Source organism: Geodermatophilus marinus, from assembly GCF_003428645.1.
Classification (GTDB): Bacteria; Actinomycetota; Actinomycetes; order Mycobacteriales; family Geodermatophilaceae; genus Geodermatophilus.
The window spans coordinates 34,428-55,895 of sequence record NZ_QVQH01000006.1 but is presented as its reverse complement, the minus strand read 5'-3'; the positions used below and the strand labels follow the sequence as shown (position 1 = coordinate 55,895).

The 21,468-nt window shown below is 77.4% G+C and carries 21 protein-coding genes; 10 read left to right on the top strand and 11 right to left on the bottom strand.

All coding sequences use genetic code 11. The features are described 5' to 3' along the window. Nucleotides 1-9: 9 nt before the first annotated feature. The 4 genes from D0Z06_RS08805 to D0Z06_RS08790 form a co-directional block, all read right to left on the bottom strand. Nucleotides 10-948 carry an NADH-quinone oxidoreductase subunit H gene (locus D0Z06_RS08805; protein WP_117377004.1) on the bottom strand — a complete coding sequence of 313 codons (939 nt, stop codon included), beginning with the start codon at nucleotides 946-948 and terminating at the stop codon, nucleotides 10-12. Beyond that, nucleotides 941-2,014: a hypothetical protein gene (locus tag D0Z06_RS08800; RefSeq protein WP_117377003.1), complete on the bottom strand. Its 1,074-nt coding sequence runs from the start codon at nucleotides 2,012-2,014 to the stop codon at nucleotides 941-943. The genes D0Z06_RS08805 and D0Z06_RS08800 overlap by 8 nt, the downstream gene beginning before the upstream one ends. Further along, on the bottom strand, nucleotides 2,005-2,340 hold the full coding sequence (locus D0Z06_RS08795; protein WP_117377002.1) for an NADH-quinone oxidoreductase subunit A: 336 nt from the start codon (nucleotides 2,338-2,340) through the stop codon (nucleotides 2,005-2,007). Before D0Z06_RS08795 ends, D0Z06_RS08800 begins: the two co-directional genes overlap by 10 nt. Nucleotides 2,341-2,566: 226 nt before the next feature. Continuing rightward, nucleotides 2,567-2,950 (bottom strand): ArsR/SmtB family transcription factor, encoded by a 384-nt coding sequence (locus D0Z06_RS08790; protein ID WP_117377001.1) that lies wholly within the window; start codon nucleotides 2,948-2,950, stop codon nucleotides 2,567-2,569. A 231-nt stretch (nucleotides 2,951-3,181) separates the two neighbouring features. Between D0Z06_RS08790 and D0Z06_RS08785 the strand changes: the two genes are divergently transcribed. The 4 genes from D0Z06_RS08785 to D0Z06_RS08770 all read left to right on the top strand — a co-directional run bounded on the left by D0Z06_RS08785 (nucleotide 3,182) and on the right by D0Z06_RS08770 (nucleotide 6,360). Next, entirely contained in the window at nucleotides 3,182-4,564 is a 1,383-nt protein-coding gene (locus D0Z06_RS08785) for an MBL fold metallo-hydrolase (RefSeq protein ID WP_117377000.1), read from the top strand. After that, the gene (locus D0Z06_RS08780; RefSeq protein WP_117376999.1) at nucleotides 4,561-5,130 is read left to right on the top strand and encodes a rhodanese-like domain-containing protein; all 570 of its coding nucleotides are present in this window, start codon (nucleotides 4,561-4,563) and stop codon (nucleotides 5,128-5,130) included. The genes D0Z06_RS08785 and D0Z06_RS08780 overlap by 4 nt, the downstream gene beginning before the upstream one ends. A gap of 3 nt (nucleotides 5,131-5,133) precedes the next feature. Continuing rightward, entirely contained in the window at nucleotides 5,134-6,015 is an 882-nt protein-coding gene (locus D0Z06_RS08775) for a sulfite exporter TauE/SafE family protein (RefSeq protein WP_117376998.1), read from the top strand. Nucleotides 6,016-6,102: 87 nt separating this feature from the next. Then, nucleotides 6,103-6,360: a metal-sensitive transcriptional regulator gene (locus D0Z06_RS08770; RefSeq protein WP_117376997.1), complete on the top strand. Its 258-nt coding sequence runs from the start codon at nucleotides 6,103-6,105 to the stop codon at nucleotides 6,358-6,360. Between the two features lie 43 nt (nucleotides 6,361-6,403). On the opposite strand, the gene D0Z06_RS08765 is transcribed toward D0Z06_RS08770, so the two are convergent. Further along, complete coding sequence (locus tag D0Z06_RS08765; RefSeq protein ID WP_233517543.1) at nucleotides 6,404-7,198, bottom strand: DUF427 domain-containing protein; 795 nt, start codon at nucleotides 7,196-7,198, stop codon at nucleotides 6,404-6,406. Nucleotides 7,199-7,388: 190 nt separating this feature from the next. Between D0Z06_RS08765 and D0Z06_RS08760 the strand changes: the two genes are divergently transcribed. The 5 genes from D0Z06_RS08760 (at nucleotide 7,389) to D0Z06_RS08740 (ending at nucleotide 12,840) form a co-directional block, all read left to right on the top strand. Continuing rightward, entirely contained in the window at nucleotides 7,389-8,612 is a 1,224-nt protein-coding gene (locus D0Z06_RS08760) for an AI-2E family transporter (protein WP_117376996.1), read from the top strand. Nucleotides 8,613-8,733: 121 nt separating this feature from the next. Beyond that, a complete protein-coding gene (locus tag D0Z06_RS08755; RefSeq protein ID WP_199522213.1) occupies nucleotides 8,734-9,708 on the top strand; it encodes a metal ABC transporter solute-binding protein, Zn/Mn family in 975 nt (324 codons plus the stop codon). Then, on the top strand, nucleotides 9,705-10,484 hold the full coding sequence (locus D0Z06_RS08750; protein WP_117376995.1) for a metal ABC transporter ATP-binding protein: 780 nt from the start codon (nucleotides 9,705-9,707) through the stop codon (nucleotides 10,482-10,484). The genes D0Z06_RS08755 and D0Z06_RS08750 overlap by 4 nt, the downstream gene beginning before the upstream one ends. After that, on the top strand, nucleotides 10,472-11,722 hold the full coding sequence (locus D0Z06_RS08745; protein WP_199522212.1) for a metal ABC transporter permease: 1,251 nt from the start codon (nucleotides 10,472-10,474) through the stop codon (nucleotides 11,720-11,722). The genes D0Z06_RS08750 and D0Z06_RS08745 overlap by 13 nt, the downstream gene beginning before the upstream one ends. After that, entirely contained in the window at nucleotides 11,719-12,840 is a 1,122-nt protein-coding gene (locus D0Z06_RS08740) for a metal ABC transporter permease (RefSeq protein WP_199522211.1), read from the top strand. Before D0Z06_RS08745 ends, D0Z06_RS08740 begins: the two co-directional genes overlap by 4 nt. Here D0Z06_RS08740 and cobF read toward each other — a convergent pair. From cobF to D0Z06_RS08720, 4 genes are all read right to left on the bottom strand, one after another. After that, a complete protein-coding gene (gene cobF / locus D0Z06_RS08735) occupies nucleotides 12,807-13,574 on the bottom strand; it encodes a precorrin-6A synthase (deacetylating) (protein WP_117376994.1) in 768 nt (255 codons plus the stop codon). The two genes, D0Z06_RS08740 and cobF, sit on opposite strands and share 34 nt — an antisense overlap. Before the next feature lie 139 nt (nucleotides 13,575-13,713). Next, nucleotides 13,714-14,865, bottom strand: a complete 1,152-nt coding sequence (locus tag D0Z06_RS08730) for an acyl-CoA dehydrogenase (RefSeq protein WP_117376993.1) — start codon at nucleotides 14,863-14,865, stop codon at nucleotides 13,714-13,716. 26 nt (nucleotides 14,866-14,891) lie between these two features. Next, on the bottom strand, nucleotides 14,892-15,410 hold the full coding sequence (gene purE, locus D0Z06_RS08725; RefSeq protein WP_233517542.1) for a 5-(carboxyamino)imidazole ribonucleotide mutase: 519 nt from the start codon (nucleotides 15,408-15,410) through the stop codon (nucleotides 14,892-14,894). After that, nucleotides 15,403-16,620 (bottom strand): 5-(carboxyamino)imidazole ribonucleotide synthase, encoded by a 1,218-nt coding sequence (locus D0Z06_RS08720; RefSeq protein ID WP_117376992.1) that lies wholly within the window; start codon nucleotides 16,618-16,620, stop codon nucleotides 15,403-15,405. The genes purE and D0Z06_RS08720 overlap by 8 nt, the downstream gene beginning before the upstream one ends. 128 nt (nucleotides 16,621-16,748) lie before the next feature. Here D0Z06_RS08720 and D0Z06_RS26240 point away from each other — a divergent pair, with 128 nt between their 5' ends. Then, complete coding sequence (locus D0Z06_RS26240) at nucleotides 16,749-17,243, top strand: GtrA family protein (protein WP_117376991.1); 495 nt, start codon at nucleotides 16,749-16,751, stop codon at nucleotides 17,241-17,243. Between the two features lie 43 nt (nucleotides 17,244-17,286). Here the strand turns inward: D0Z06_RS26240 and D0Z06_RS26910 are convergent, their stop codons facing one another. Further along, a complete protein-coding gene (locus D0Z06_RS26910; RefSeq protein ID WP_117376990.1) occupies nucleotides 17,287-20,247 on the bottom strand; it encodes an AAA family ATPase in 2,961 nt (986 codons plus the stop codon). Beyond that, nucleotides 20,244-21,404, bottom strand: a complete 1,161-nt coding sequence (locus D0Z06_RS08705; protein WP_117376989.1) for an exonuclease SbcCD subunit D — start codon at nucleotides 21,402-21,404, stop codon at nucleotides 20,244-20,246. The genes D0Z06_RS26910 and D0Z06_RS08705 overlap by 4 nt, the downstream gene beginning before the upstream one ends. Between the last annotated feature and the right edge of the window lie 64 nt (nucleotides 21,405-21,468).

Sequence of the window (21,468 nt, the reverse complement as noted above, 5' to 3'; positions counted from 1 at the left end):
ACTCCTCCCTCACCCGTAGAACCCGGCCAGCACGAGCACCGCGACGACCAGCGCCTGCAGCAGGACGACGGGGATCACGACCACCCAGGCGACCTCGACGGCCCGGTCGGGGCGCAGCAGCGGCAGCCGCCGCCCGGCCCGGACCAGCAGCGCCACGACGGCGAGGGTCTTGACCAGCTGCCAGACCGGCCCGGGGAGCCAGGGCCCCGCTCCCCCGCCGAGGAAGAGGGCGACGGCCATCGCGGCCGCGGCACCCAGGAACACCGCCCGTCCGGCGGAGACCAGCAGCCGGTCGACACCCGACAGCTCGGAGGTGACCCCACCGGCGACGTCCGTGCCCGCCGGGGCGTCGAACGGGCCCCAGAAGGCGAAGGCCGCGGCGGCGGCCAGGAAGACGACGAAGGCCACCGGCATGGTGACCACGAACCAGAGGCCGGCCTGGGCGGCGACGACGTCGGTGGTGCGCAGCGAACCGGCCGCCAGCCCTGCCGTGATGAGCGCGAACATCAGCGGCAGCTCGTAGGCCAGCCCCTGCGCGAGGAACCGGTACCCGCCGGTCAGCGCGGCGAAGGCGTTGGGGCCCCAGCCGACCAGCCAGACCGCGGCCCACAGCACGGCCTCGGCGGCGTTGAACCAGACCAGGTCGGCGCTGGTCGACCACAGGCTCCGCGAGCCCAGGGGGACGACGGCCCACGACGCCAGCGCGAGCACCGCCACGCCGGCGCAGCCCAGCCGCCAGAGCAGCCGGTCCGGGGCCGGGGTCGTGCGCCGCTGCTCGAGCAGCAGGCGGGCGGCGTCGCGCCCGGGCCCGGGCACCGGGCCGCCGCCGGCGAGCACGGCGCGGTCGGTCGCGGTGACCGCCCAGCCCAGGGCCAGCGCGACCGCCACGACCACGAGGGCCGCGGGGACCGCGCCCCAGGCGTCGGCGAGCGTCGCGGTCTCACCCACGGTCGGCCCCCACCGGGACGGGAGCCGGCGCCCGCGCGGCCACGAGCAGCCGGGCGCTGCCCAGCTCCGCGCCCTCCAGGCGGCCGGCGAGCGCGTCGAGCGGCGCCCCCGCGGGCGGTGGCGCGTCGCCGGTGGCGGCGGCGCACCAGTCCCGGACGAGGTCGAGCACGCCCTCGCCCGGCTCGTCCGCCGGCCGGCCGGCGCCGCGCAGCGACCAGGCGAGGGTGCGCGAGCGGCGCACCCGCCGGGTCAGCGCGGCGGCGAGGGCGCCGGCCGCGACCACGCGGTCGGGGTCCGCCGAGCCGAGCCCGTCGCGCGCCCGCCGGGCGTCGCGCGCGGCCGCCGGCCAGCCGGCGACCTCCAGGAGGCGGGCCAGCCGGTCCAGCGCCAGCCGCTGCGGGTCGGGGTCCGCGGCCTGGGGCGGGTCGTCGGTCCAGGACAGCTCGGCGCCGGTGACCACGTCGCCCTGGACCTCGGCGCGCAGGACGAGCCCGGTCGGCCAGGCGGGCAGCACCGGCCCCAGGCTCACCGCCAGGACGTCGAGCTCGAGGCCGTCCCGGTCGGGCCCGGTCTGCGCCATCGGCAGGCCGGCGACCTCCATGCCCCCGTGGTCCATGCCCCCGTGGTCCATGCCCCCGTGGTCCCCGTCGGGCTCGTCTGCGTCCTCGTCGGAGCCGTCGTCCGCACCGGGGTCCTCGTCCCCGTCCTCCTCGCCGCTGCCGAGCAGCGCCTCGGGATCGGGCCGGTCGGCGTCGCCGCCGGCGAGCAGCGCGGCGCGTGCGGCGTCGAGCGCGGCGGCGACCTCCGCCCCGGCGAGCAACCGGGCCCGGTGGCGGGGGGCCGGCACCTGGGTCCAGAGGACGTCGACCGCCGCGGCGAGCCCGGGCCCCGGCTCGCCGAGCACGAGCAGGACGTCGGTCCCCGCCGGCACCGCGGCCCGCGGCCAGCCGCGCCGGTCGAGTTCCTCCTCGACGGCCCAGCGCAGCGGATCGCTGCCCGGCGGGTCGACGACGAGCACCCGCGGGCGGGCGAGGGCCCAGGCGCGCAGCCGGGTGGTCAGGTCCACCGCAGGGCCCCCTCGCGCCAGACGTAGACGACGCCGACCAGCAGCACCAGGAGGAAGCCGAACATCTCGACCACGGCCGTCGCGCCCATGTCGGCGACGACCACGGCCCACGGGTACATGAAGACCATCTCCATGTCGAAGGCCAGGAAGAGGATGGTCACGGCGTACCAGCGGGCGTGGTACCGGGAGACGGCGTGCTGCTGCGGCAGCATCCCCGACTCGTAGGGCAGCACCCGCGCCACCGGTGCGCTTAGCACCCTGGAGGCGCCGTACAGCGTGACGACCAGCGCGCCGGCGAGGCCGAGCAGGCTCAGCAGTGCGATCACCGACGCCTCCTCGTCACCCCGGGGGCGGCACCCCGCCGCCGTCCTGGCACCCGGACGGGTCGCGTCCTACCCCCGACGTGGAGGGCGACCCCCGGCCCGGCAGACGTCACCGGGTCGTCATCCGGCTCCCCCGGGCCGTCGCCGTCGACACACCCGGACGACCGTACGGGTGTGTCGACGGTATGGTCGCACCCGCCGGTGCGCAGCCCGGCGGCGCCCGACCGCATCACCCGCCCCCGGGATCCGCGTCGCCGGCGAGCACGGCGAGCCGGCGCAGGCAGTCGTCGCGCAGCGGTGCGGGAAACCCGTCGGCGAGGCGGTAGAAGACCACCCGCCCCTGCCGGCGGTTGACGACCAGCCCGGCCGTCCGCAGCAGCCGCAGCGCGTACCCGACGGCGTCCTCGTTGACGTCCAGCGCCAGGGCGAGATCGCCGACGCAGAGCTCCTCGACCAGGTCCAGCGCGAACAGGATCCGCGCCCGCGTGGGGTCGGCCATGAGGCTCAGCACGCCGGTGAGCCGGGCGACCTCCTCCCGGTCGGGCAGCCTGGCCCGCGCGTGGGTGACGCGGACGGGGTCGACCGGGTGGGCGTGCGGGGCGGACTCCGTCATCGGGCACCACCTCCGACCCCCTCGTACCCGGACGGGCCTCCGGGTATCGCAGGGCACCGGACCAACCACGCCCCTACCCCCGTGCGGTGCTCGAGGCCCACGTCGCCGCGTGCCCCGCGTAGATACCCCCGGGAGAATGCTCGCGGCGCTGGTACGGTTGGCGCCCACATACCCCTAGGGGTATGCACGACCACCGATGCCGCTCCCGAGACCCCCCCGAGAGGAGCTCCGATGACGATCACCGTCCTGCCCCTGGACACGCCGGGACTCGGTGACCGCACCTACCTGGCCCACGACGGCGAGGTCGCCCTCGTGGTCGACCCGCAGCGCGACTCCGACCGCGTGCTGGCCCTGGCGCAGGCCGCCGGGGTGCGGATCACCCACGTCTTCGAGTCGCACATCCACAACGACTACGTCACCGGCGGGTACGAGCTGGCCCGCGCGACGGGCGCGCAGTACCTGCTCAACGCCGACGACGCGGTCTCCTTCGACCGCGTCGGCGTGCGCGACGGCGACGTCGTCGGGGTCGGGGCGCGCATGCGCGTGCGGGTGCTGCTCACCCCCGGCCACACCCACACCCACCTGTCCTACGCGCTCTCCGACGGCGACCGGCCGGTGGCGGTCTTCACCGGCGGGTCCCTGCTCCACGGCTCCACCGGCCGCCCCGACCTGCTGGGGCCGGACTCCACCGAGGCGCTGGCCCGCGCGCAGTGGCACTCCGCCCGCCGGCTGGCCACCGAGCTGCCCGACGCCACCGCCGTCTACCCGACGCACGGCTTCGGCAGCTTCTGCTCGGCCACGCAGTCCGGCGGCACCGCGAGCACCATCGGCCAGGAGAAGCTGGCCAACGCGGCGCTCACCAGCGACGAGGATCGCTACGTCTCCGACCTGCTGGCCGGCCTGGACGCCTACCCGGCCTACTACGCGCACATGGCGCCGCTCAACAGCGCCGGCCCGGCCGACGTGGACCTCTCCCCGCCCGCGCCGGCCGACCCCGCCGAGCTGCGCCGCCGCATCGAGGCCGGCGAGTGGGTGGTCGACCTGCGCACCCGCACCGCCTTCGCGGCCGGGCACCTGGCCGGCTCGGTGAACGTCGGCCTGGACGGGCAGTTCGTCACCTACCTGGCCTGGCTGCTCCCGTGGGGCACGCCGGTCACACTCCTCGGCGAGACCGCCGAGGACGTCGCCGAGGCCCAGCGCGAACTGGTCCGCGTCGGCATCGACCGGCCGGCCGCGATGGCCACCGGAAAGCCCGAGGACTGGTCCGGCGGGGAGCCGCTGGCGAGCTACCGGACGGCGACCTTCGCCGACCTCGCCGCGCAGCTGCGCCGCGATCCGCGCACCGCCGTCCTCGACGTCCGCCGCGACACCGAGCGCGCCGAGGCGCACCTCGAGGGCTCGACCCACATCCCGGTCCACGAGGTGCTGCACCGCCTCGACGAGGTCCCGGACGGCGAGGTCTGGGTGCACTGCGCCGGCGGCTACCGCGCCGGCGTCGTCGCCGCCCTGCTCGACGCCCACGGCGTCGACGTCGTCGCCGTCGACGACTCCTTCGACAACGCCGGCCCCGCCGGCCTCCCCCTGACCGGCAAGACCCCCGAGGAGAGCGCATGACCCGCACCGTCGACGCCCCGACCCTCGCCGAGCGCCTCGGCGACGGCGCCGGCCCGGCCCCGACCCTGATCGACGTCCGGACCCCGGTCGAGTTCGAGGCCGGCCACATCCCCGGCGCGGTGAACGTCCCGCTCGACGAGCTGAAGGGCTCGCTCGACCGCCTCCGCCAGGTGCTCGACGACCACCACGACGTCGTCCTCGTCTGCCGCTCCGGCCGGCGCGCCGGCCAGGCCCACGACGTGCTCGGGCTCCCCAACAGCACTGTCCTGTCCGGCGGCCTCACCGGCTGGGAGGCCACCGGCGGGGCGGTCGACCGCGGCCGGCAGGCCTGGGAGCTCGAGCGCCAGGTCCGCCTGGCCGCTGGTTCGCTGGTGCTGGCCGGCATCCTCGGCAGCACCGTCGCGCCGAGGGCCACGTGGCTGTCGGGCCTCGTCGGCGGCGGCCTGGTGTTCGCCGCCGTGTCCAACACCTGCGCCATGGGGGCGGCCCTGGCACGGATGCCGTGGAACAAGCGCGGTGCCCGGCCCACCGGCTCGGCGCTGGACCGGCTGACCAGGGAGCGGTGACCGGTGCTGATCGCGCTCACCGTCAGCCTGGCCGTCGTCGTCGGGCTGGCCCTCGGGCTGCTCGGCGGCGGCGGGTCGATCCTCATGGTCCCGCTGCTGGTCTACGTGGCCGGCATGGACGCCAAGGAGGCGATCGCCGCCTCGCTGGTGGTCGTCGGCGTCACGGCGGCGGTGAGCGTGGTCGGGCATGCCCGCGCCGGCCGGGTGCGCTGGCGCACCGGCCTGCTGTTCGGGCTGGCCGGCATGGCCGGCGCGTTCGCCGGCGGGTTCATCGGCGGCCACCTGCCCGGCACCGTGCTCCTGGTCGCCTTCGCGCTCATGATGATCGCCACCGCGTTCGCCATGATCCGCGGCCGCGAGGCGATCGACCCCTCCCGGGCCCACGCCGAGCTGCCGGTGCTGCCGGTCCTGGCCGAGGGGGTCGTGGTCGGCCTGGTCACCGGGCTGGTCGGCGCGGGCGGCGGCTTCCTGGTCGTCCCGGCCCTCGCCCTGCTCGGCGGGCTGCCGATGGGCGTGGCGGTGGGCACCTCGCTGCTGGTCATCGCCATGAAGTCCTCCGCCGGCCTGGCCGGCTACCTGACCACCGTGCCGATCGACTGGGTGCTCACCGGCGCGGTCACGGTCGCCGCCGTGGCCGGCAGCCTGGTCGGGGCCCGGCTGGTGGGCCGCATCCACGCCGACGCCCTGCGCCAGGCCTTCGGCTGGTTCGTCCTGGCGATGGGCGCCTTCGTGCTCGTGCAGCAGGCCCCGGACGGCCTCCGGGTCCCCGCGCTGATCGCCCTGGCCGGGATGGCGGTGGCGCTCGCCGGGTGCGCGGCCCTGGTGCCACGGTGCCCGCTGCGGCACGCCGGCCGCCGCGGAGCCCGCACCGCGGCACCGGCCTGAGCAGCCCGGGAATGACCCGCCGACCCGCGGCGCTGCACCGGGTCCGGTACCGACCCGGGTGTGCACCCGACGGGGGAGGATGAACCCATGCAGCTGGAGAACACCCAGGTGGTCGGCGACGTCGTCAAGCGGCTGCGGCGCGCGGAGGGCCAGCTCGCCGGGGTGATCCGCATGATGGAGTCCGGGCGGGACTGCGAGGACGTCGTCACCCAGCTCGCGGCCGTCTCCCGGGCGCTGGACAAGGCCGGCTTCGCGATCATCGCCACCGGGCTCGAGCAGTGCATCACCTCGGAGAACGGCGTCGACCGCGCCCGCCTGGAGAAGCTCTTCCTCTCCCTGGCCTGACCGCGCGGCCCCGCCGCGGGCCCCGGGAGGGCGAGGGCCTCCGTCAGGTCGTGACCTCGACCCGCACGCCCTCGCCGTCGAACGAGCGGTGGCCGGCGACGGGCAGCGCCTCGAGCAGCGGCTCCCGGTAGCACCAGGCGACGTCGTCGTACCGCCGTCCGCCGACGGCGACGTGCTCGTAGGTGGCCACCCCCTTGTAGGGGCAGACGGTCGTGGCCCCGCTCGGGGTGAGGACGCCGTCGCGCACGTCCTCCTCGGGCACGTACCAGCGCGTCGGCAGCCCCGTCTCGAAGACCGCGACCGGCGACCGGGTCTCGGCGACCACCTCGCCACCGACGCGCACCACCACGTGCCGCGAGGAGCGGCGGGCGTCGACCCGGTGGAACGGGTCCCGGGGGTGCCCCAGCAGCTCCTCGTCCTCGACGTACCAGGTGTCCAGCCCCTCCAGGTGGAAGGAGACCAGCCCGGCCAGCGGGGGGCACCCGTCCACCGGGTCGGGGTAGGACCAGGCGGCGTCCTCCACCCGGGAGCCGTCGACCTCGAGGTGCCAGTAGCTCGCCTCGCCCTTGAACGGGCAGGTGGTCCGGGTGGCGCTCGGGCTCAGCAGGCCGGGGGCGACGTCGTCGGCCGGCAGGTACCAGCGGGGCAGCAGACCGGTCTCGTGCAGCAGCGACGCGCCGGTCGTGTCGACCACCGTGCGGCCGCCGAGCACGCCGCGCACCCGCTCCTGCACCGGGTGCAGGTACAGCGCGTGGGCGGGTGCGACCGACCACAGGTCGGCGTTGAGCCGGCCGGCGGAGGGCCGGGCGAGCGGTCCGGTGCCGCGGGTGAGGGACATGCCCCGACCGTAGGCCGCTGACCGCACCCCGGCCCGGGCGCCGGCGTCCCGCCCTCCCCCGGTGCTCCCCGGCCGCGGGGCGACCCGGGCGGGCGCACCGGTCACCGGACCGGTCGGGGGGCCAGGATGGGCCCCCACGAGGGGGCACGCCCGGGCGGGAGCCGCCGGGCCGAGCGGACGGGAGGCAGGGATGGCCGAGCCGGCACCGGGTGCGGCCGGCGGCGGTGCCGCACCCCGGCGCGGCCCCGTCCGGTCGTACGCGTACGGGGCCCGGCCCGCGACGCCGCCGCCGACGGCCGGCCGGCTGACGCTGCTGCAGCGCGAGGCGACGATCGCCGGGCGCGCCCTGGTGATCGGCCTGGCCGCCGTCGGGGCGATCTGGCTGCTGCTCCAGGTCCAGTTCGTCGCGGCCGCGGCGATGCTCGGGGTGGCCCAGGTCGCGATGCTGTGGCCCATCGCCCGGTGGCTGCGGGTGCACGGCGTCCCGGCCGTGCTGGCCGCGATCCTCTGCGTCCTCGCCTACCTGGCCTTCTTCGTCAGCGTCCTGGTCTTCCTCGTGTTCCAGCTGATCGGCGCGTGGCCCGGCCTGGTCGCCGCCGGCACGGCCGCGGTCGACTCGGTCACCGCCTGGGTCCAGCAGCGGACCGCCGACCTGGACAACGCCGGGCTGGACCAGGTCCTCGACCAGCTCGAGTCGTCGGTGGGCACCGCGATGAGCGGCCTCGGTGGTGCCGCGGCCTCGGGGCTGAACGCGGTCGGCAACGTGGCCACCGTCCTGCTGATCGCCGTGTTCTTCACCCTCTTCGCGCTCACCAGCGGCGACCGGCTCTGGCGGCAGTTCGTCCGCGCCCTGCCCGTGGAGCACCGCGCCCCGACCGACGCCGCCTTCCGCGCCGGCCTGCGCACCGCCGGCGCCTGGTTCTACGCGGCCACCGCCACCGGTTTCATCGACGGCGTCCTCATCGGCTTCGGCCTGTGGCTGCTCGACGTCCCGCTGGCCCTGCCGATCGGCGCGCTGACCTTCCTGCTCGGCTACGTGCCGCTGGTGGGGGCGACGATCGCGGGCGCCGTGGCGGTGGCGGTCGCCGGGGTCACCAGCGGCTGGGTGACGGCGCTGTGGGCCCTGCTCATCGTCATCCTGGTGCAGCAGATCGAGGGCAACCTGCTGGCGCCGCTGCTGCTGTCCCGGGCGATCAGCTTCCACCCGCTCGTCGTCCTGCTGCTGACGACCGGCGCCGCCTCCGCGTTCGGGCTGCTGGGGCTGTTCGTCGCGGTACCGGTCGCCGGGGTGCTCGCGGCCGCGGTGCAGGGGTGGCGGCGGGAGGTGCGGCGGACGCCGGAGGACGCACCGGACGACCCGCCCGGCGCCCCCGGCGACGCGGAGGGCCGGCCGTCCGCCGCACCGCCGGGGTGACCCCGCGCTCGGGCGGAGGGGCGCGAGGTCGGCCCGCCGGGGCCAGGCCCCGGCACCGACGGGCCACCGGCAGCGGGAAGGACAGGCACACCTGAGCTGCCGAGCGCCACCGGAGGCACCCGTGACCCTCTTCGGACGACGACGTCCCGACCCGCCACCGCGGCACCCCGGGACCCTGCCCGCGCTCCTCCCCCTCGCCGCCCTCCTGCTGGCCGGCTGCGCGGCCGCCGACGCCCGGGCCGGCACCGGCGACATCGGCTCCCGGCCGATCCAGGTCACCACCACGACCAACTGGCACACCGACCTCGTCCGGTGGATCGGCGGGGCCCGCGTCGAGGTCACCGGGATCATGGGCCCGGGCGTGGACCCGCACCTGTACGAGGCCGGCGCCGGCGACGTCGGGACCCTGGCCGGGTCGGACATCGTCGTGTGGAACGGGCTGGAGCTCGAGGGGAAGCTCGACGAGGTCTTCGCCGGCATCGGCCGGACGGTGCCCGTGGTCGCCGTCGGGGACGCCGTCCCCGACGAGCAGCTGATCGCGGTGGGCGGGGGCGAGCACGACCCGCACATCTGGTTCGACCCGGACCTGTGGGCGCTCGCGGCCGGCGCCGTCGCCGACGGGCTGACCGAGCTCGACCCCGGCTCGGCCGACGTCTACGCGGCGAACCTGGCCGACGCCACCGCGGAGCTCGAGGCGCTCGAGGCCGAGGTCGAGGCGCTGGTGGCGCAGGTGCCGGAGCGTTCCCGCGTGCTGGTCACCTCGCACGACGCCTTCTCCTACCTGGCGCGCGCCTACGGCCTGGAGGTCGCCGCCGTGCAGGGCAGGTCGACCGCGGCGGAGGCGACCACCGCCGACGTCGAGCGGGTCGCCCGCACCGTCGCCGCGGCCGACCTCGGCGCGGTGTTCCTGGAGTCCAGCGTGCCGCCGCAGACGATCTCGGCCGTGCTGGCCGCCGCCGAGCGGCAGGGCAGGCCGACCGAGGTGGGCGGTGAGCTGTTCGGCGACGCGCTCGGCGACCCGGGGACGGCGACCGGCTACTACGCGGGGGCGGTGCGGCACAACGCGCAGCTGATCGTCGAGGGGCTGACCCGGTGAGCGCCGCGGACGCGCGCCCCCCGGCCCTGGAGGTGCGGGGGCTGACGGTCAGCTACGGCCGCCGGCCGGTGCTCGCCGACGTCGACGCCACCGTCCCCGCCGGGACCCTGTCGGCCGTCGTCGGCCCCAACGGGGCCGGCAAGTCCACCCTGCTGCAGGCCGCGCTCGGGCTGCTCCCGGCCGACTCCGGCCGGACGCTGGTCGAGGGGCGTCCCGCCCGGGCGGCGCTGGACCGGGTCGCCTACGTCCCGCAGCGGGACGCGGTCGACTGGGACTTCCCGATCACCGTCCGCGAGGTCGTCGAGATGGGCCGCTACCGGGCGGCCGGCTGGTTCCGGCGGGTCCGCCGCAGCGAGCGACCGGTCGTCGACGAGAGCCTCGACCGGGTGGGCATGACCGCCTTCGCCGGCCGCCAGATCAGCCAGCTGTCCGGCGGCCAGCGGCAGCGCGTCTTCCTCGCCCGCGCGCTGGCCCAGCAGGCGCCCCTGCTCGTCATGGACGAGCCCTTCGCCGGCGTCGACGCCCGCACCGAGGCCGCGTTGCTCGACGTGCTCACCGCGGTGCGCGACGAGGGGCGGTCCGTCGTGGTCGTCCACCACGACCTCGGCACGGTCCGGGCCCGCTTCGACCACGCCCTCCTGCTCAACGTGCGGGCCGTGGCCTGCGGCCCGGTGGCCGAGGCGCTGACCCCGGCCAACCTGCGCCGCGCCTACGGCGCCGCCGGCGTCCCCGGCGGTGCCGCGGGCCGGGAGGAGGAGCCGGCGTGGACGCGCTGATCGACGCGCTGCCGCTGCCCTACACCGATGCCGTGGTGGCCACCGGTGCCGCCGTGCTCGGGCTCCTGGCCGGCCTGGTGGGGGTGCTCGCCGTGCTGCGCCGCCGCACCCTCGTCGGCGACGCGCTGTCCCACGCCGCCCTCCCCGGGGTGGCCGTCGCCTTCCTGCTCGCCGGGGTCAAGGACACCGTGTCGCTGCTCGTCGGCGCGGCGGTCGCCGGCACCCTCGCGGCGGTCCTGGTGCTGGCCCTCGAGCGCAGCAGCCGGGTCCGCCCCGACACCGCCATCGGCGTCGTGCTCTCCGGCTCGTTCTCGCTGGGCATCGTGCTGCTGACCCACATCGCCGCCACCGGCGACGCCGGCCAGGCCGGGCTGCAGGACTACCTGTTCGGCCAGGCCGCGGGGCTGGTGCAGGCCGACGTCACGCTCTTCGCCGCCCTCGCCGCCGGCACGGTCGTGGTGCTCGCGCTGCTGCACCGGCCGCTCACGGTGGTGCTGTTCGACGCCGCCTTCGCCCGGTCGACGGGCCTGCCGATCCGGCTGCTCGAACTGGTCTCGACGGTGCTCCTGGTCGTCGCGGTCGTCGTCGGGCTGCGGACGGTCGGCGCCATCCTCATGGTGGCGATGATCGTCGTCCCGGCCGTGGCCGCGCGGCAGGTCACCGGCCGGCTGGCCACGATGCTCGTCGTCGCGGGCGTCGTCGGAGCCGCCGTGGGGACCGCCGGCTCGCTGCTGTCGACCGCGACGCGGACGCCCACCGGGCCGGTCGTCGTCCTGCTGGGGGCCGGCGTCGTGCTGCTCGCGCTGTCCCTCGCCCCCGGGCGGGGCGTGCTCTGGCACGCCCGCCGCCTGCGCCGCGATCGCCGGCGGCGGCAGCGCGAGGGCGTGCTCGTCGACGTCGCGGCCGCCGGGCCGGCGCCGGTCGCCGCGTCCGCCCTCGGCGCCGGCCGGCCCTCGCGGGCCGTGCGCCGGACGCTGCGCCGGTTGCGCCGCGACGGGCTCGTGCGCGCCACCGGCGCGGGCTGGTCGCTCACCGCCGCCGGGCAGGGGGCCGCGACCGCCGTGCTCGCCCGCCGCGAGCTGTGGTGGGCCTGGCTCGAGCACGGTGCAGAGGTGGCGGTCGGCGACGCCCGGGAGCCGGATCCCGACGACCTGGCCGGGAGCCTGGGCGCCGAGGCGGTCGAGCGGTTGCGGGCGCTGGGCGGGACGGCCCCGGCGGTCGCGGGAGGTGCCCGGTGAGCCCCGCCGTCGCGATCGTCCTGACCGCGGGCCTGACGGCGACCGCCTGCGGGCTGCTCGGCCCGCTCCTGGTCCTGCGGCGCGAGGCGCTCGTCGGGGACGCGGTGTCGCACTCGGTGCTGCCCGGCATCGTGCTCGTGCACCTGGTCCTCGGGACCCGGGCGACGCTGCCGGTGATCGTCGGCGCGGCCGCGTTCGGCGTCGTCTGCGTCCTCGCCCTGGAAGCGCTGCGCTCCACCGGGCTGGTGCGGGCCGACGCCGCGATCGCGCTGGTCTTCCCGGCGCTGTTCTCCCTCGGCCTGCTCGGCGTGGACCGCTGGGCCGCCGACATCCACCTCGACCTGGACTCGACGATCTACGGGCAGATCGCGTTCGTGCCGTTCCGGACGCTGGTGCTCGGCGCCGTGGCGGTCCCCCAGTCGGTGGTGGCCATCGGGGCGGTGGCGCTGGTCGACCTGCTGCTGCTGGTCGCGTTCTGGAAGCAGGTCAAGGTCGCCACGTTCGACCCCGGCTTCGCCCGCACCACCGGCGTCGACCCGACCGTGGTCGCGCGGGTGCTGCTCACCGCCGTGGCCGCCACCGCGGTGACCGCCTTCGAAGCGGTCGGGGCCATCGTCGTCATCGCCCTGCTCGTCGTCCCGGCGGCCACGGCGCACCTGCTCACCGACCGGCTGGGGGTCATGATCGCCGTCTCGGTGGCCGTGGGGTGGGTGGCCGCGGTCAGCGGCTACGCCGGCGCGGTCGCGCTGGACGCCTCGATCGGCGGGGCGATGGGCGTGGTCGCCACCTGCTGCTTCGTGCTCGCCCTGCTGCTCTCCCCGCAGCACGGCGTGCTGACCCGCGCGCTGCGGCGCCGGCAGCGGGTCCGCGCGGCCGGACGCGCGGCCGCCGGGCGCGGGACGGCGGCGGTTCCCCCGACGCCCCTGCGCCGGCCCGGCACGTGTGCGGCGGGGGGCTCCTGCCGGCCGGCGGGCGGGCGGTGGCGGCCGGGGACCCTCGCGCTGCCGTGCGCCCGCGCGGCGGGGACCGGGGCGCTGCCCCCACGGACGGCCGCCGGTGCCGGCGGGTGCACCACCCGGCTGGCTCAGGCCTCCGCGCCGGGACGGCGCAGCAGGTAGGTGTCCATGATCCAGCCCTTGCGCGCCCGGGCCGCCGCGCGCTTCTCGGCGATCTCGTCGACGACGTCGGCGAGCTTCCCCGAGACCAGGATCTCGTCCTCGGTACCGAGGTAGGCGCCCCAGTAGATGTCGAGGTCCTGGTCGGCGTAGGCCCGGCAGGCGAGGTCGGCGTCGAGCATGACCACGACGTCGTCGGCGTTGTCGGGCAGGCCCTGCGCCAGCCGCCGGCCGGTCGTGAGGTGCACCGCGCCGGCCACCCGGTTGAGCAGGACGCGGTGGCGGGCGGTGAGCGCCTGGACGCTGGTGATGCCGGGGATCACCTCCCACTCGAGGTCCAGGGAGCCGTGCCGGGCGATCGTCCCGATCACCCGCAGCGTGCCGTCGTAGAGCGACGGGTCCCCCCACACCAGGAACCCCGCGGTGCCGCCGTCGGGGACCTCCTCGGTGAGCGCCTGCTCGAGCAGCGCGGCCCGCTCGTCCCGCCAGTCGTCGACGGCGCGCACGTAGGCCGGCGTCCGGCGGTCCCGCTCGGGGTCGGAGAGCTCCACCAGCCGCCACCGGTCGTGGGTGATGAAGCGCTCGCAGACCGCCCGCCGGGCCGCGGTGAGGTCGGCGGTGGCCGGCCCCTTGTCGAGGACGAGGAAGACGTCGACCTCGTTGAGCGCCGCGACCGCGCCGACGGTGACGAAGTCCGGGTCACCGGCCCCGATGCCGATGACGAGCAGACGACGCACGGGACCTCCGGGGACGCGGTACGGGGGTGTGGGCGGGCGCGCTCCCGCCGGGCAGGTCGCCGAGCGGGTCCTCGGCGACCTGGTGCTCGCACTCGACCACCCGGACGACTCCGGCCCGGCAGGGGCGCCGGTCGACGCGCTACTTCAGGAGGCTCCGTGCGATCACCATGCGCTGGACCTGGTTGGTGCCCTCGTAGATCTGGGTGATCTTGGCGTCGCGCATCATCCGCTCGACCGGGAAGTCCTGCGTGTAGCCGGCCCCGCCGAAGAGCTGCACGGCGTCGGTGGTCACCTTCATCGCGACGTCGGAGGCGAAGGCCTTGGCCGCCGCGCACAGCCGGCCGAGGTCCGGGCCGCCGTTCTCGCCGCGGGCGGCCGCGACGTAGACCAGGTGCCGGGCGGCCTCGATCTGCATGGCCATGTCGGCGAGCATGAACTGCACGCCCTGGAAGTCGCTGACCGCCTTGCCGAACTGCTTGCGCTCGCGGGTGTACTCCACGGCGGCGTCCAGCGCGCCCTGCGCGATGCCGACGGCCTGGGCGCCGATGGTCGGCCGGGTGAAGTCGAGCGTGCGCAGCGCGGTCTTGAAGCCGGTGCCCGGCTCGCCGATGATCCGGTCGGCCGGGATGGTGCAGTCGGTGAAGTACAGCTCGCAGGTGGGCGAGCCCTTGATGCCCATCTTGCGTTCCTTGGGGCCGACGGCGAAGCCCGGGTCGTCGCGGTGGACGACGAACGCCGAGATCCCGTTCGCCCCCTTCTCCGGGTCGGTGACGGCCATGACCGTGTACCAGGACGAGACCCCGGAGTTGGTGATCCAGGCCTTCGTGCCGTTGAGCACCCACGAGTCGCCCTCGAGCCGGGCCCGGGTCCTCATCGCCGCGGCGTCCGAGCCGGCCTCCCGCTCGGACAGCCCGTAGCTGATCATCGCCTCACCCGAGGCGATCGACGGCAGCACCTTGTGCTTGAGCTCCTCCGACGCCGACAGGATGATCGGCATCGACCCGAGCTTGTTCACCGCCGGGATGAGCGAGGCCGAGACGTCGACGCGGGCGACCTCCTCGATCACGATGCAGGTCGCGATCGGGTCGGCGCCCTCCCCGCCGTAGGCCTCGGGGATGTGCGTGGCGTGGAACCCGGCCGCCGTGAGCACCTTCTGCGCCTCGATCGGGTAGCGCGACTCGGCGTCCACCTCGGCGGCGTGCGGGGCGATCTCCTTCTCGGCGAGGCCCCGGACCGCCGCCCGGATCTCGTCGTGCTCCTCGGTCAGCGCGTACAGCCCAGTGCTACTCACGGGTAGATGCTAGGACGCACCGGACGTCAGGGTGAAGCGAGCCGCTCCTGCAGCGCCGCGTCGCGGGCGACGACGGAGTCGGCCAGGTCGGCCTGGAAGCGCTCGACCGCGGACCGCAACCCCGGGTCGGCCGCGGCGAGGATGCGGACGGCGAGCAGCCCGGCGTTGCGGCCGCCGCCGATCGAGACCGTGGCCACCGGCACGCCGGCCGGCATCTGCACGATCGACAGCAGGCTGTCCAGGCCGTCGAGGCGGTCCAGCGGCCGCGGGACGCCGATCACCGGCAGGGGCGTGGCCGCGGCGACCATACCGGGCAGGTGGGCGGCGCCCCCGGCCCCGGCGATGACGACCCGCAGCCCCCGCCCGGCGGCGGCCTCGGCGTAGTCCAGCATCCGCCGCGGCGTGCGGTGGGCCGAGACGACGTGCACCTCGTGGGGCACGCCGAACTCGGCCAGCGCGGCCGCGGCCGGCTCCATCACCGGCCAGTCCGAGTCGCTGCCCATGACGATGCCGACCAGGGGGCCGTCGCCGCGCGGGTCAGCCACGGGGGTCCTCCTCGGGGGCGAAGGCGAAGGCGGGGTCGATCTCACCGTCGGCGAGGTAGCGCGCGGCGGCGGCGGCCCGGGCCCGCACCGCGGCGAGGTCGTCGCCGAGCGCGGTCACGTGGGCGAGCTTGCGGCCCGGCCGCTGCCCCTTGCCGTACCAGTGCAGCTTGACGTCCGGCCAGTGGGCCATGAGGTGGTGCACCCGCTCGTCGAGGCCGGGGCCGGTCCAGCCGGGCGCGGCGGCGCGCCCGCCCAGCACGTTGGCCATCACCACCACCGGGGCGGTCATCGCGGTGGCGCCCAGGGGGTAGTCGAGCACCGCGCGCAGGTGCTGCTCGAACTGGCTGGTGCGCGAGCCCTCGATCGTCCAGTGCGCCGAGTTGTGCGGGCGCATGGCCAGCTCGTTGACCAGCACGCCGTGGGCGGTCTCGAAGAGCTCGACGGCGAGCAGGCCCACCACGCCGGTGCGCTCGGCGATGCGGATCGCCAGCTCCTGCGCGGCGGTCGCGCGCTCGTCGTCCAGGCCGGGCGCGGGGGCGAGCACCTCGTGGCACACGCCGTCGCGCTGGACGGTCTCCACGACCGGCCAGGCGGCGACCTGCCCGTAGGGCGACCGGGCGACGACGGCCGCGAGCTCCCGGACCAGCGGCACCCGCTCCTCGACCAGGAGGGTGCCGTGCGCGGCGAGCAGGTCGGCGACCTCCGCGGCGTCGGAGGCCACGAAGACGCCCTTGCCGTCGTAGCCGCCGCGGGGCGTCTTGACGACGACCGGCCACCCGGTGCCGGCGGCGAACCGCTCCACGTCGCCGGCCGAGCGGACCTCGGCCCACGCCGGCTGCGGCTCGCCGGCCTCGGCGAGGGCCCGGCGCAGCACCAGCTTGTCCTGGGCGTGCACCAGCGCCCGCGGCCCGGGCGCGACCCGGTGCCCGGCCTGCTCCAGCGCGTGCAGGTGCTCGGTGGGGACGTGCTCGTGGTCGAAGGTGACCACGGTCGCCCCCGCGGCCAGCGAGGTCAGCGCGGCGAGGTCGCGGTGGTCACCGAGCCGGACGTCGGCGGCGACGAGCGCGGCGGACTCCGCCGGCCCGGTGGACAGGACGCGGAGGGACTGACCGAGGGCGATGGCCGCCTGGTGGGTCATGCGGGCCAGCTGCCCGCCGCCCACCATCGCGACCACCGGCAGCCCGGTCGCGGGGTCGAGAGCTGCTGCCATGGTGACCGCGAGGCTAGCGCCGCCCCGCGCACCGCTCCCCCGTGGTCCCGGCCACCGCCGGCGCCCCGTGCGTCCCGGCCGCACCGCGGCGACACCGGAAGCGCGTCCGGCTCCCTAGACTCGCCGGGGTGTCCCCGCCCCCCGCCCTCCGTCAGCGCCTGCGCTCGACGTGGCGGCTCCTGCTCAAGGAGGTCTCGGCGTTCGGGGTGGTGGGCGCAGCGGCGTTCGCCTGCGACCTGGTGCTCTTCCAGGTCCTCTACGCGACCGCCGGCGTGGGGGCGGTGACGGCCAAGCTGACCAGCACCCTCGTGAGCACCACGGTGGCCTTCCTCGGGCACCGGTTCTGGTCGTTCTCCCACCGGTCCCGGACCGGCCTGCGCCGGGAGTCCCTGCTCTTCGCGCTGGTCAACGGGGCGACGCTCCTGCTGGGCCTGGCGATCGTGGCCCTCGTGCGGTACCCGCTGGGCCAGGAGGCCGCCCTGGTGCTCCAGGTGGCCAACGTGGGCTCCATCGCGCTGGGCACGGTCATCCGGTTCCTGGCCTACCGGCGCTGGGTGTTCCCCGCCCGGGCGCTGCCGGCGGCTGCGCCGGCCCGGGAGGCGGCCCCCGCCCCCGCCGGCTGACCCGCCGGCCCGCGTCACCCGGCCGGCCCGCCCGGGGCCCGCGTCAGCCGGCCAGCCGGGACCCGTGCCGGCCGGCCACCACCTCCAGCCGGGTCGGGATGCGGGTGCGCAGCTCCTCCAGGTGGCTGATCACCCCCACGGTGCGCCCGCCGCGGCGCAGCTCGTCGAGCACCGTCATCACCGCGTCGAGCGCCTGGGCGTCGAGCGTGCCGAAGCCCTCGTCGACGAAGAGGGTGTCCACCTGCACGCCGCCCGCCTCCGCCGTGACCACGTCGGCCAGGCCCAGCGCCAGGGCGAGCGAGGCCATGAAGCTCTCTCCTCCGGAGAGCGTCTTGGTGGGCCGGCGGGTGCCGGTGTACTCGTCGAGGACGTCGAGGCCGAGACCGCTGCGGGCGCCGTGGCGAGCCGCGGCGTCGCTGTGCAGGAAGGTGTAGCGGCCCCCGGACATCTCCTGCAGCCGCCGGCTGGCGACCTCGGCCACCTGCTCCAGCCGGGCGGCGAGCACGAAGGACTGCAGCCGCATCCGCAGCGTGTTGGCGCCCCGGCCGGCCACGAGGTCGGCGAGGGCGGTGACCCGGCCGGCGGCGGCCAGCCGGTCGGCGAGCTCGATCTCGGCGGCGACGACGTCCCCCGCGAGCCGGTCCAGGGCCCCGGTGCGCCGCCGGGCCTGCTCGAGGGCGGCCACGGCCGCCTCGCGCTCGGCGGTCGCCTCGGCGCAGCGCCGCTCGCCCGCGGTCACGTCCGGCGGGTCGGGGAGGTCGGCGAGCTCGGGGTCGGCCAGGGCGGCGGCCGCGGCGGCCCGGGCGGCCTCGTGCTCGCGGATGCGCCGGTCGAGCGCGGCCAGCGCGCCGTCGGGGAGCAGGGCCGCCGAGGCGTCGAGCACGTCGGGGAAGCCGGCCGCGGCCGCCCGCTCCGCCGCGGTGCGCCGGGCGGTGTCGGCCGCGGCCCGGGCGCGCTGCTCGTCGGCCGCGGCCGCGACGGCCGCCTCGCAGCGCTCCGCGGCGCGGGTCAGCCGGGCCACGCGGGCGCGCAGGTGGGGGTCCTCGCCGCGGGCGGCCTCGAGCCGGTCGGTCAGCTCCCGCAGCTCGTCGGACCGGGCGGCGTGCTCGGCACCGGCGCGCTGCAACTCCTCCCGGCCGGCGGCCAGCGCGGCCGCGGCGGCCGCGCGCCGCCGCTCCAGGTCGGCGAGCCCCCGGCGGGCGGGCTCGGCGTCCGCGGCGAGCACCGCGACCTCGGCCCGCTCGGTGGTGGCGCGCTCGGCCCGCGCCCGCAGCTCGGGCACGGACCCGTCACCGGCACGGGCCCGGAGGACGGCGAGGTCGCGCTCCAGCTCCTCGAGCCGGTGCCGGGCGGCCGCGGCGGTCCCCTCGGCGGCGTCCACCGACCCGCGGGCCCGCTCCTCGTCCTCGGCCGACACGGGCCGGCCGGCCGGCCGGGCCGGCGCGGGGTGCTCGGTCGCCCCGCAGACGGGGCAGGCCGCACCGTCGGCGAGCCCGGCGGCGAGCTCGGCGGCCATGCCGTCGAGCCGGGCCGTGCGCACCTCCACCAGCCGCTCGCGGCGGGTGAGCCAGGCCTCGCGGGCGCCGGCGGCCGCCGCCTGCGCGGCGGGCAGCGCCCCGGCCACCTCCTCGGCCCGGACGGCGGCGGTCAGCGCGGCACGGGCGGCCTCCTCGGCGGCGACCAGCCCCGGCAGCCGGGCGGCCCCCGCGGCGGCGGCCCCGGCCCGTTCCTGCGCGGCCGCCACCCGCCCGGGCCACGCGTCGGCCTCGGCCGCCCCGGTGGCGCACCGCCCGGTCAGGTCCCCCACCACCGCGGCGAGCCGGTCCACCTCCCGGGCGAGCCGGTCGGCGCGGTCGACGTCGGGGAGGAGGGCGCGGGCGGCGGCGGACTCGTCGCGGAGGGCGCGCGCGAGGTCGGCCTCGGCGACCCGCCCCCCGCCGAGCTGCGCCCAGGCCCCGGTGGCCGCCTCGCGGGCGCGGGTCGCGGCCTCGGCGTCGAGGGCGGCGCGGCCGGCGGCCTCGAGCACGTCCCGCAGGGCCTCGGCCCGCCGGCCGGCATCGGCCCGCCGGCGCTGCGGGGCCAGCTGCTCGGCCTCGGTGGCCAGCTCGGCGAGCCGGGCGCGGGCGCGTCCCCGGCGGGCGTGGCGGTCGGCCAGCGACCGGGCGGCGGCGAGGGCGGCGTCGGCCTGCGCGGCGCGCGCGCCGGCCGCCCCGGCCGCCTCCCCCGCCCGGGTCAGCTCGGCCGCGGCACGGGCGCGCACGCCCGCCACCCAGCCGTCGACACCGGCCCCGGACCGGGCGCCGACGAGCTCCGGCGCGAGGGCCTCGGGGACCTCCTCGTCGGCGATCTGCGCGACCCGGTGCAGCAGCGTGCTGATCCGGTGCCGGTCGGCGCGCACCGACTCCTCGGCCGCCCTCCGCTCGCCGGCCAGCCACTCCTCGGCCCGGGCGAAGCGGTCGACGTCGAAGAGGGTGCGCAGCAGGCGGGAGCGGTCCTCGGGCTCGGCCCGCAGGAACCGCGCGAAGTCGCCCTGCGGGAGCAGCACGACCTGGCAGAACTGCTCGGCCGACAGGCCCAGGCGCTGCCGCAGGTACTCCGACCCCTCGTCGATGCGGGTGCTGACCGGTTCCCAGCCGCCGTCCCGCAGGCGCGCGACGGTCAGCCGCGCCTGCTCGGTGGTCTCGCCCGTGCCGCGCTTCTTGGGCCGGGTCTGCTCCGGCCGGCGCACCACGAGCAGCCGCTCGCCGGCGAGGGTGAGCTCACAGCTGACCTCGGTGCGGGTTCCCGCGCCGGCGTGGTCGCTGCGCAGCCGCTTCTCCTCGCCCCGGGCGCCGGGCACGGTGCCGTAGAGGGCGAAGACCACCGCGTCGAGCACCGTCGTCTTCCCCGCGCCCGTGGGCCCCCAGAGCAGGAACAGCCCGTCGCGGGCGACGGCGTCGACGTCGACGGTCTCGGTGCCCGCGAAGGGGCCGAAGGCGCTGATGCTGAGCCGGTGCAGCCTCACCGGGCGCGCTCCTCGCGGCCGGCCGCCCCGAGCGCCCGCGCGAGCAGCTCCCGCTCGCCGGCCGTGGCGCCCACCCCCTCCCGGACGTGGCCGACGAACTCGCCGGCCACCTCGAGGTCGCCCCGGCCGTGCAGGCGTTCCCGGTAGCTGCGGCCGTCGCGGGCCCCGCCACCGGTCCACTCGAGGTGCACGCAGTGCGGGAACCGGGTGCGCAGCCGGCGCATCGGGTCGACGGGCCGCACCGGGTCGGTGAGCCGCGCCGAGACGAAGTGCCCGGTCACCGCGGCGTGCGCGGGGTCGGCGAGCAGCTCCTCGAGCGCGCCGGTGAGCACCGTGAGCGGGCGCGGCGCCGGCAGCGGCACGGCCCGGACGCCGGCCAGCCCGCCGGCGTCGAGGTCGACCAGCCAGGCCTGCTTGTCCTGGCCCGCCTCGCCGAAGGAGTACGCCAGCGGCGAGCCGCTGTAGCGCAGCCGGGGGGTGAGGGTCTGCGGCCGGTGCAGGTGGCCCAGGGCGACGTAGTCGACCCCGTCGAGGACGCCGGCCGGCACGAGGTCGACCCCGCCGACGCAGATGTCGCGCTCGCTGTCGCTGGGGACGCCGCCGCCGACGAACGCGTGCGCCATGAGGACCGAGCGCGCGCCGGGCCGCCCCGCGAGGTCGGCCCGGACCCGCCGCACCGCCTCGGCCAGCACCGCCTCGTGGCTGCGCGGACCGCTCTCCCGCCCACCCCCGCCGAGCTCGTGCCGGGCGAGCTCGGGCTCCAGGTACGGCACCCCGTAGACGGCCACCGGGCCGTGCTCGTCGGCCAGGAGCACCGGCTCGTCCAGCCGCCGGGTGTCGGCCCGGACGTGCAGCCCGGCCGCGGCCAGCAGCCCGGAGAAAGTGCCGAGCCTGCGGGCCGAGTCGTGGTTGCCCGGGGTGAGGACGACGGCCGCGCCGGCGGCCAGCAGCCGCCCGACGACCCGGTCCAGGACGCCGGTGGCGTCGGCGGAGGGCACCGCGCGGTCGTAGACGTCACCGGCGACGAGGACCGCGTCGACCGACTCGGCGGCGACGACGTCGGCCAGCGAGCCGAGGACCGCCTCCTGCTCGGCCAGCAGGTCGGCCCCGTGCAGCGTGCGGCCGATGTGCCAGTCGGAGGTGTGCAGCAGCCGCATGGGCGCAGAAGGTAGGTCGGGGGTGCGACAGAACCGGCCAGGCACGCCGTGACGGATCCGTCAC

What these genes read in the sequence shown, in the direction of transcription:
- D0Z06_RS08705 (WP_117376989.1), bottom strand. Translation starts at nt 21,404, where the DNA reads ATGCGGCTGCTGCACACCTCCGACTGGCACATCGGCCGCACGCTGCAC.
- D0Z06_RS08765 (WP_233517543.1), bottom strand. Translation starts at nt 7,198, where the DNA reads ATGTCCCTCACCCGCGGCACCGGACCGCTCGCCCGGCCCTCCGCCGGC.
- D0Z06_RS08720 (WP_117376992.1), bottom strand. Translation starts at nt 16,620, where the DNA reads ATGGCAGCAGCTCTCGACCCCGCGACCGGGCTGCCGGTGGTCGCGATG.
- D0Z06_RS08790 (WP_117377001.1), bottom strand. Translation starts at nt 2,950, where the DNA reads ATGACGGAGTCCGCCCCGCACGCCCACCCGGTCGACCCCGTCCGCGTC.
- D0Z06_RS08760 (WP_117376996.1), top strand. Translation starts at nt 7,389, where the DNA reads ATGGCCGAGCCGGCACCGGGTGCGGCCGGCGGCGGTGCCGCACCCCGG.
- D0Z06_RS08770 (WP_117376997.1), top strand. Translation starts at nt 6,103, where the DNA reads ATGCAGCTGGAGAACACCCAGGTGGTCGGCGACGTCGTCAAGCGGCTG.
- D0Z06_RS08780 (WP_117376999.1), top strand. Translation starts at nt 4,561, where the DNA reads ATGACCCGCACCGTCGACGCCCCGACCCTCGCCGAGCGCCTCGGCGAC.
- D0Z06_RS08785 (WP_117377000.1), top strand. Translation starts at nt 3,182, where the DNA reads ATGACGATCACCGTCCTGCCCCTGGACACGCCGGGACTCGGTGACCGC.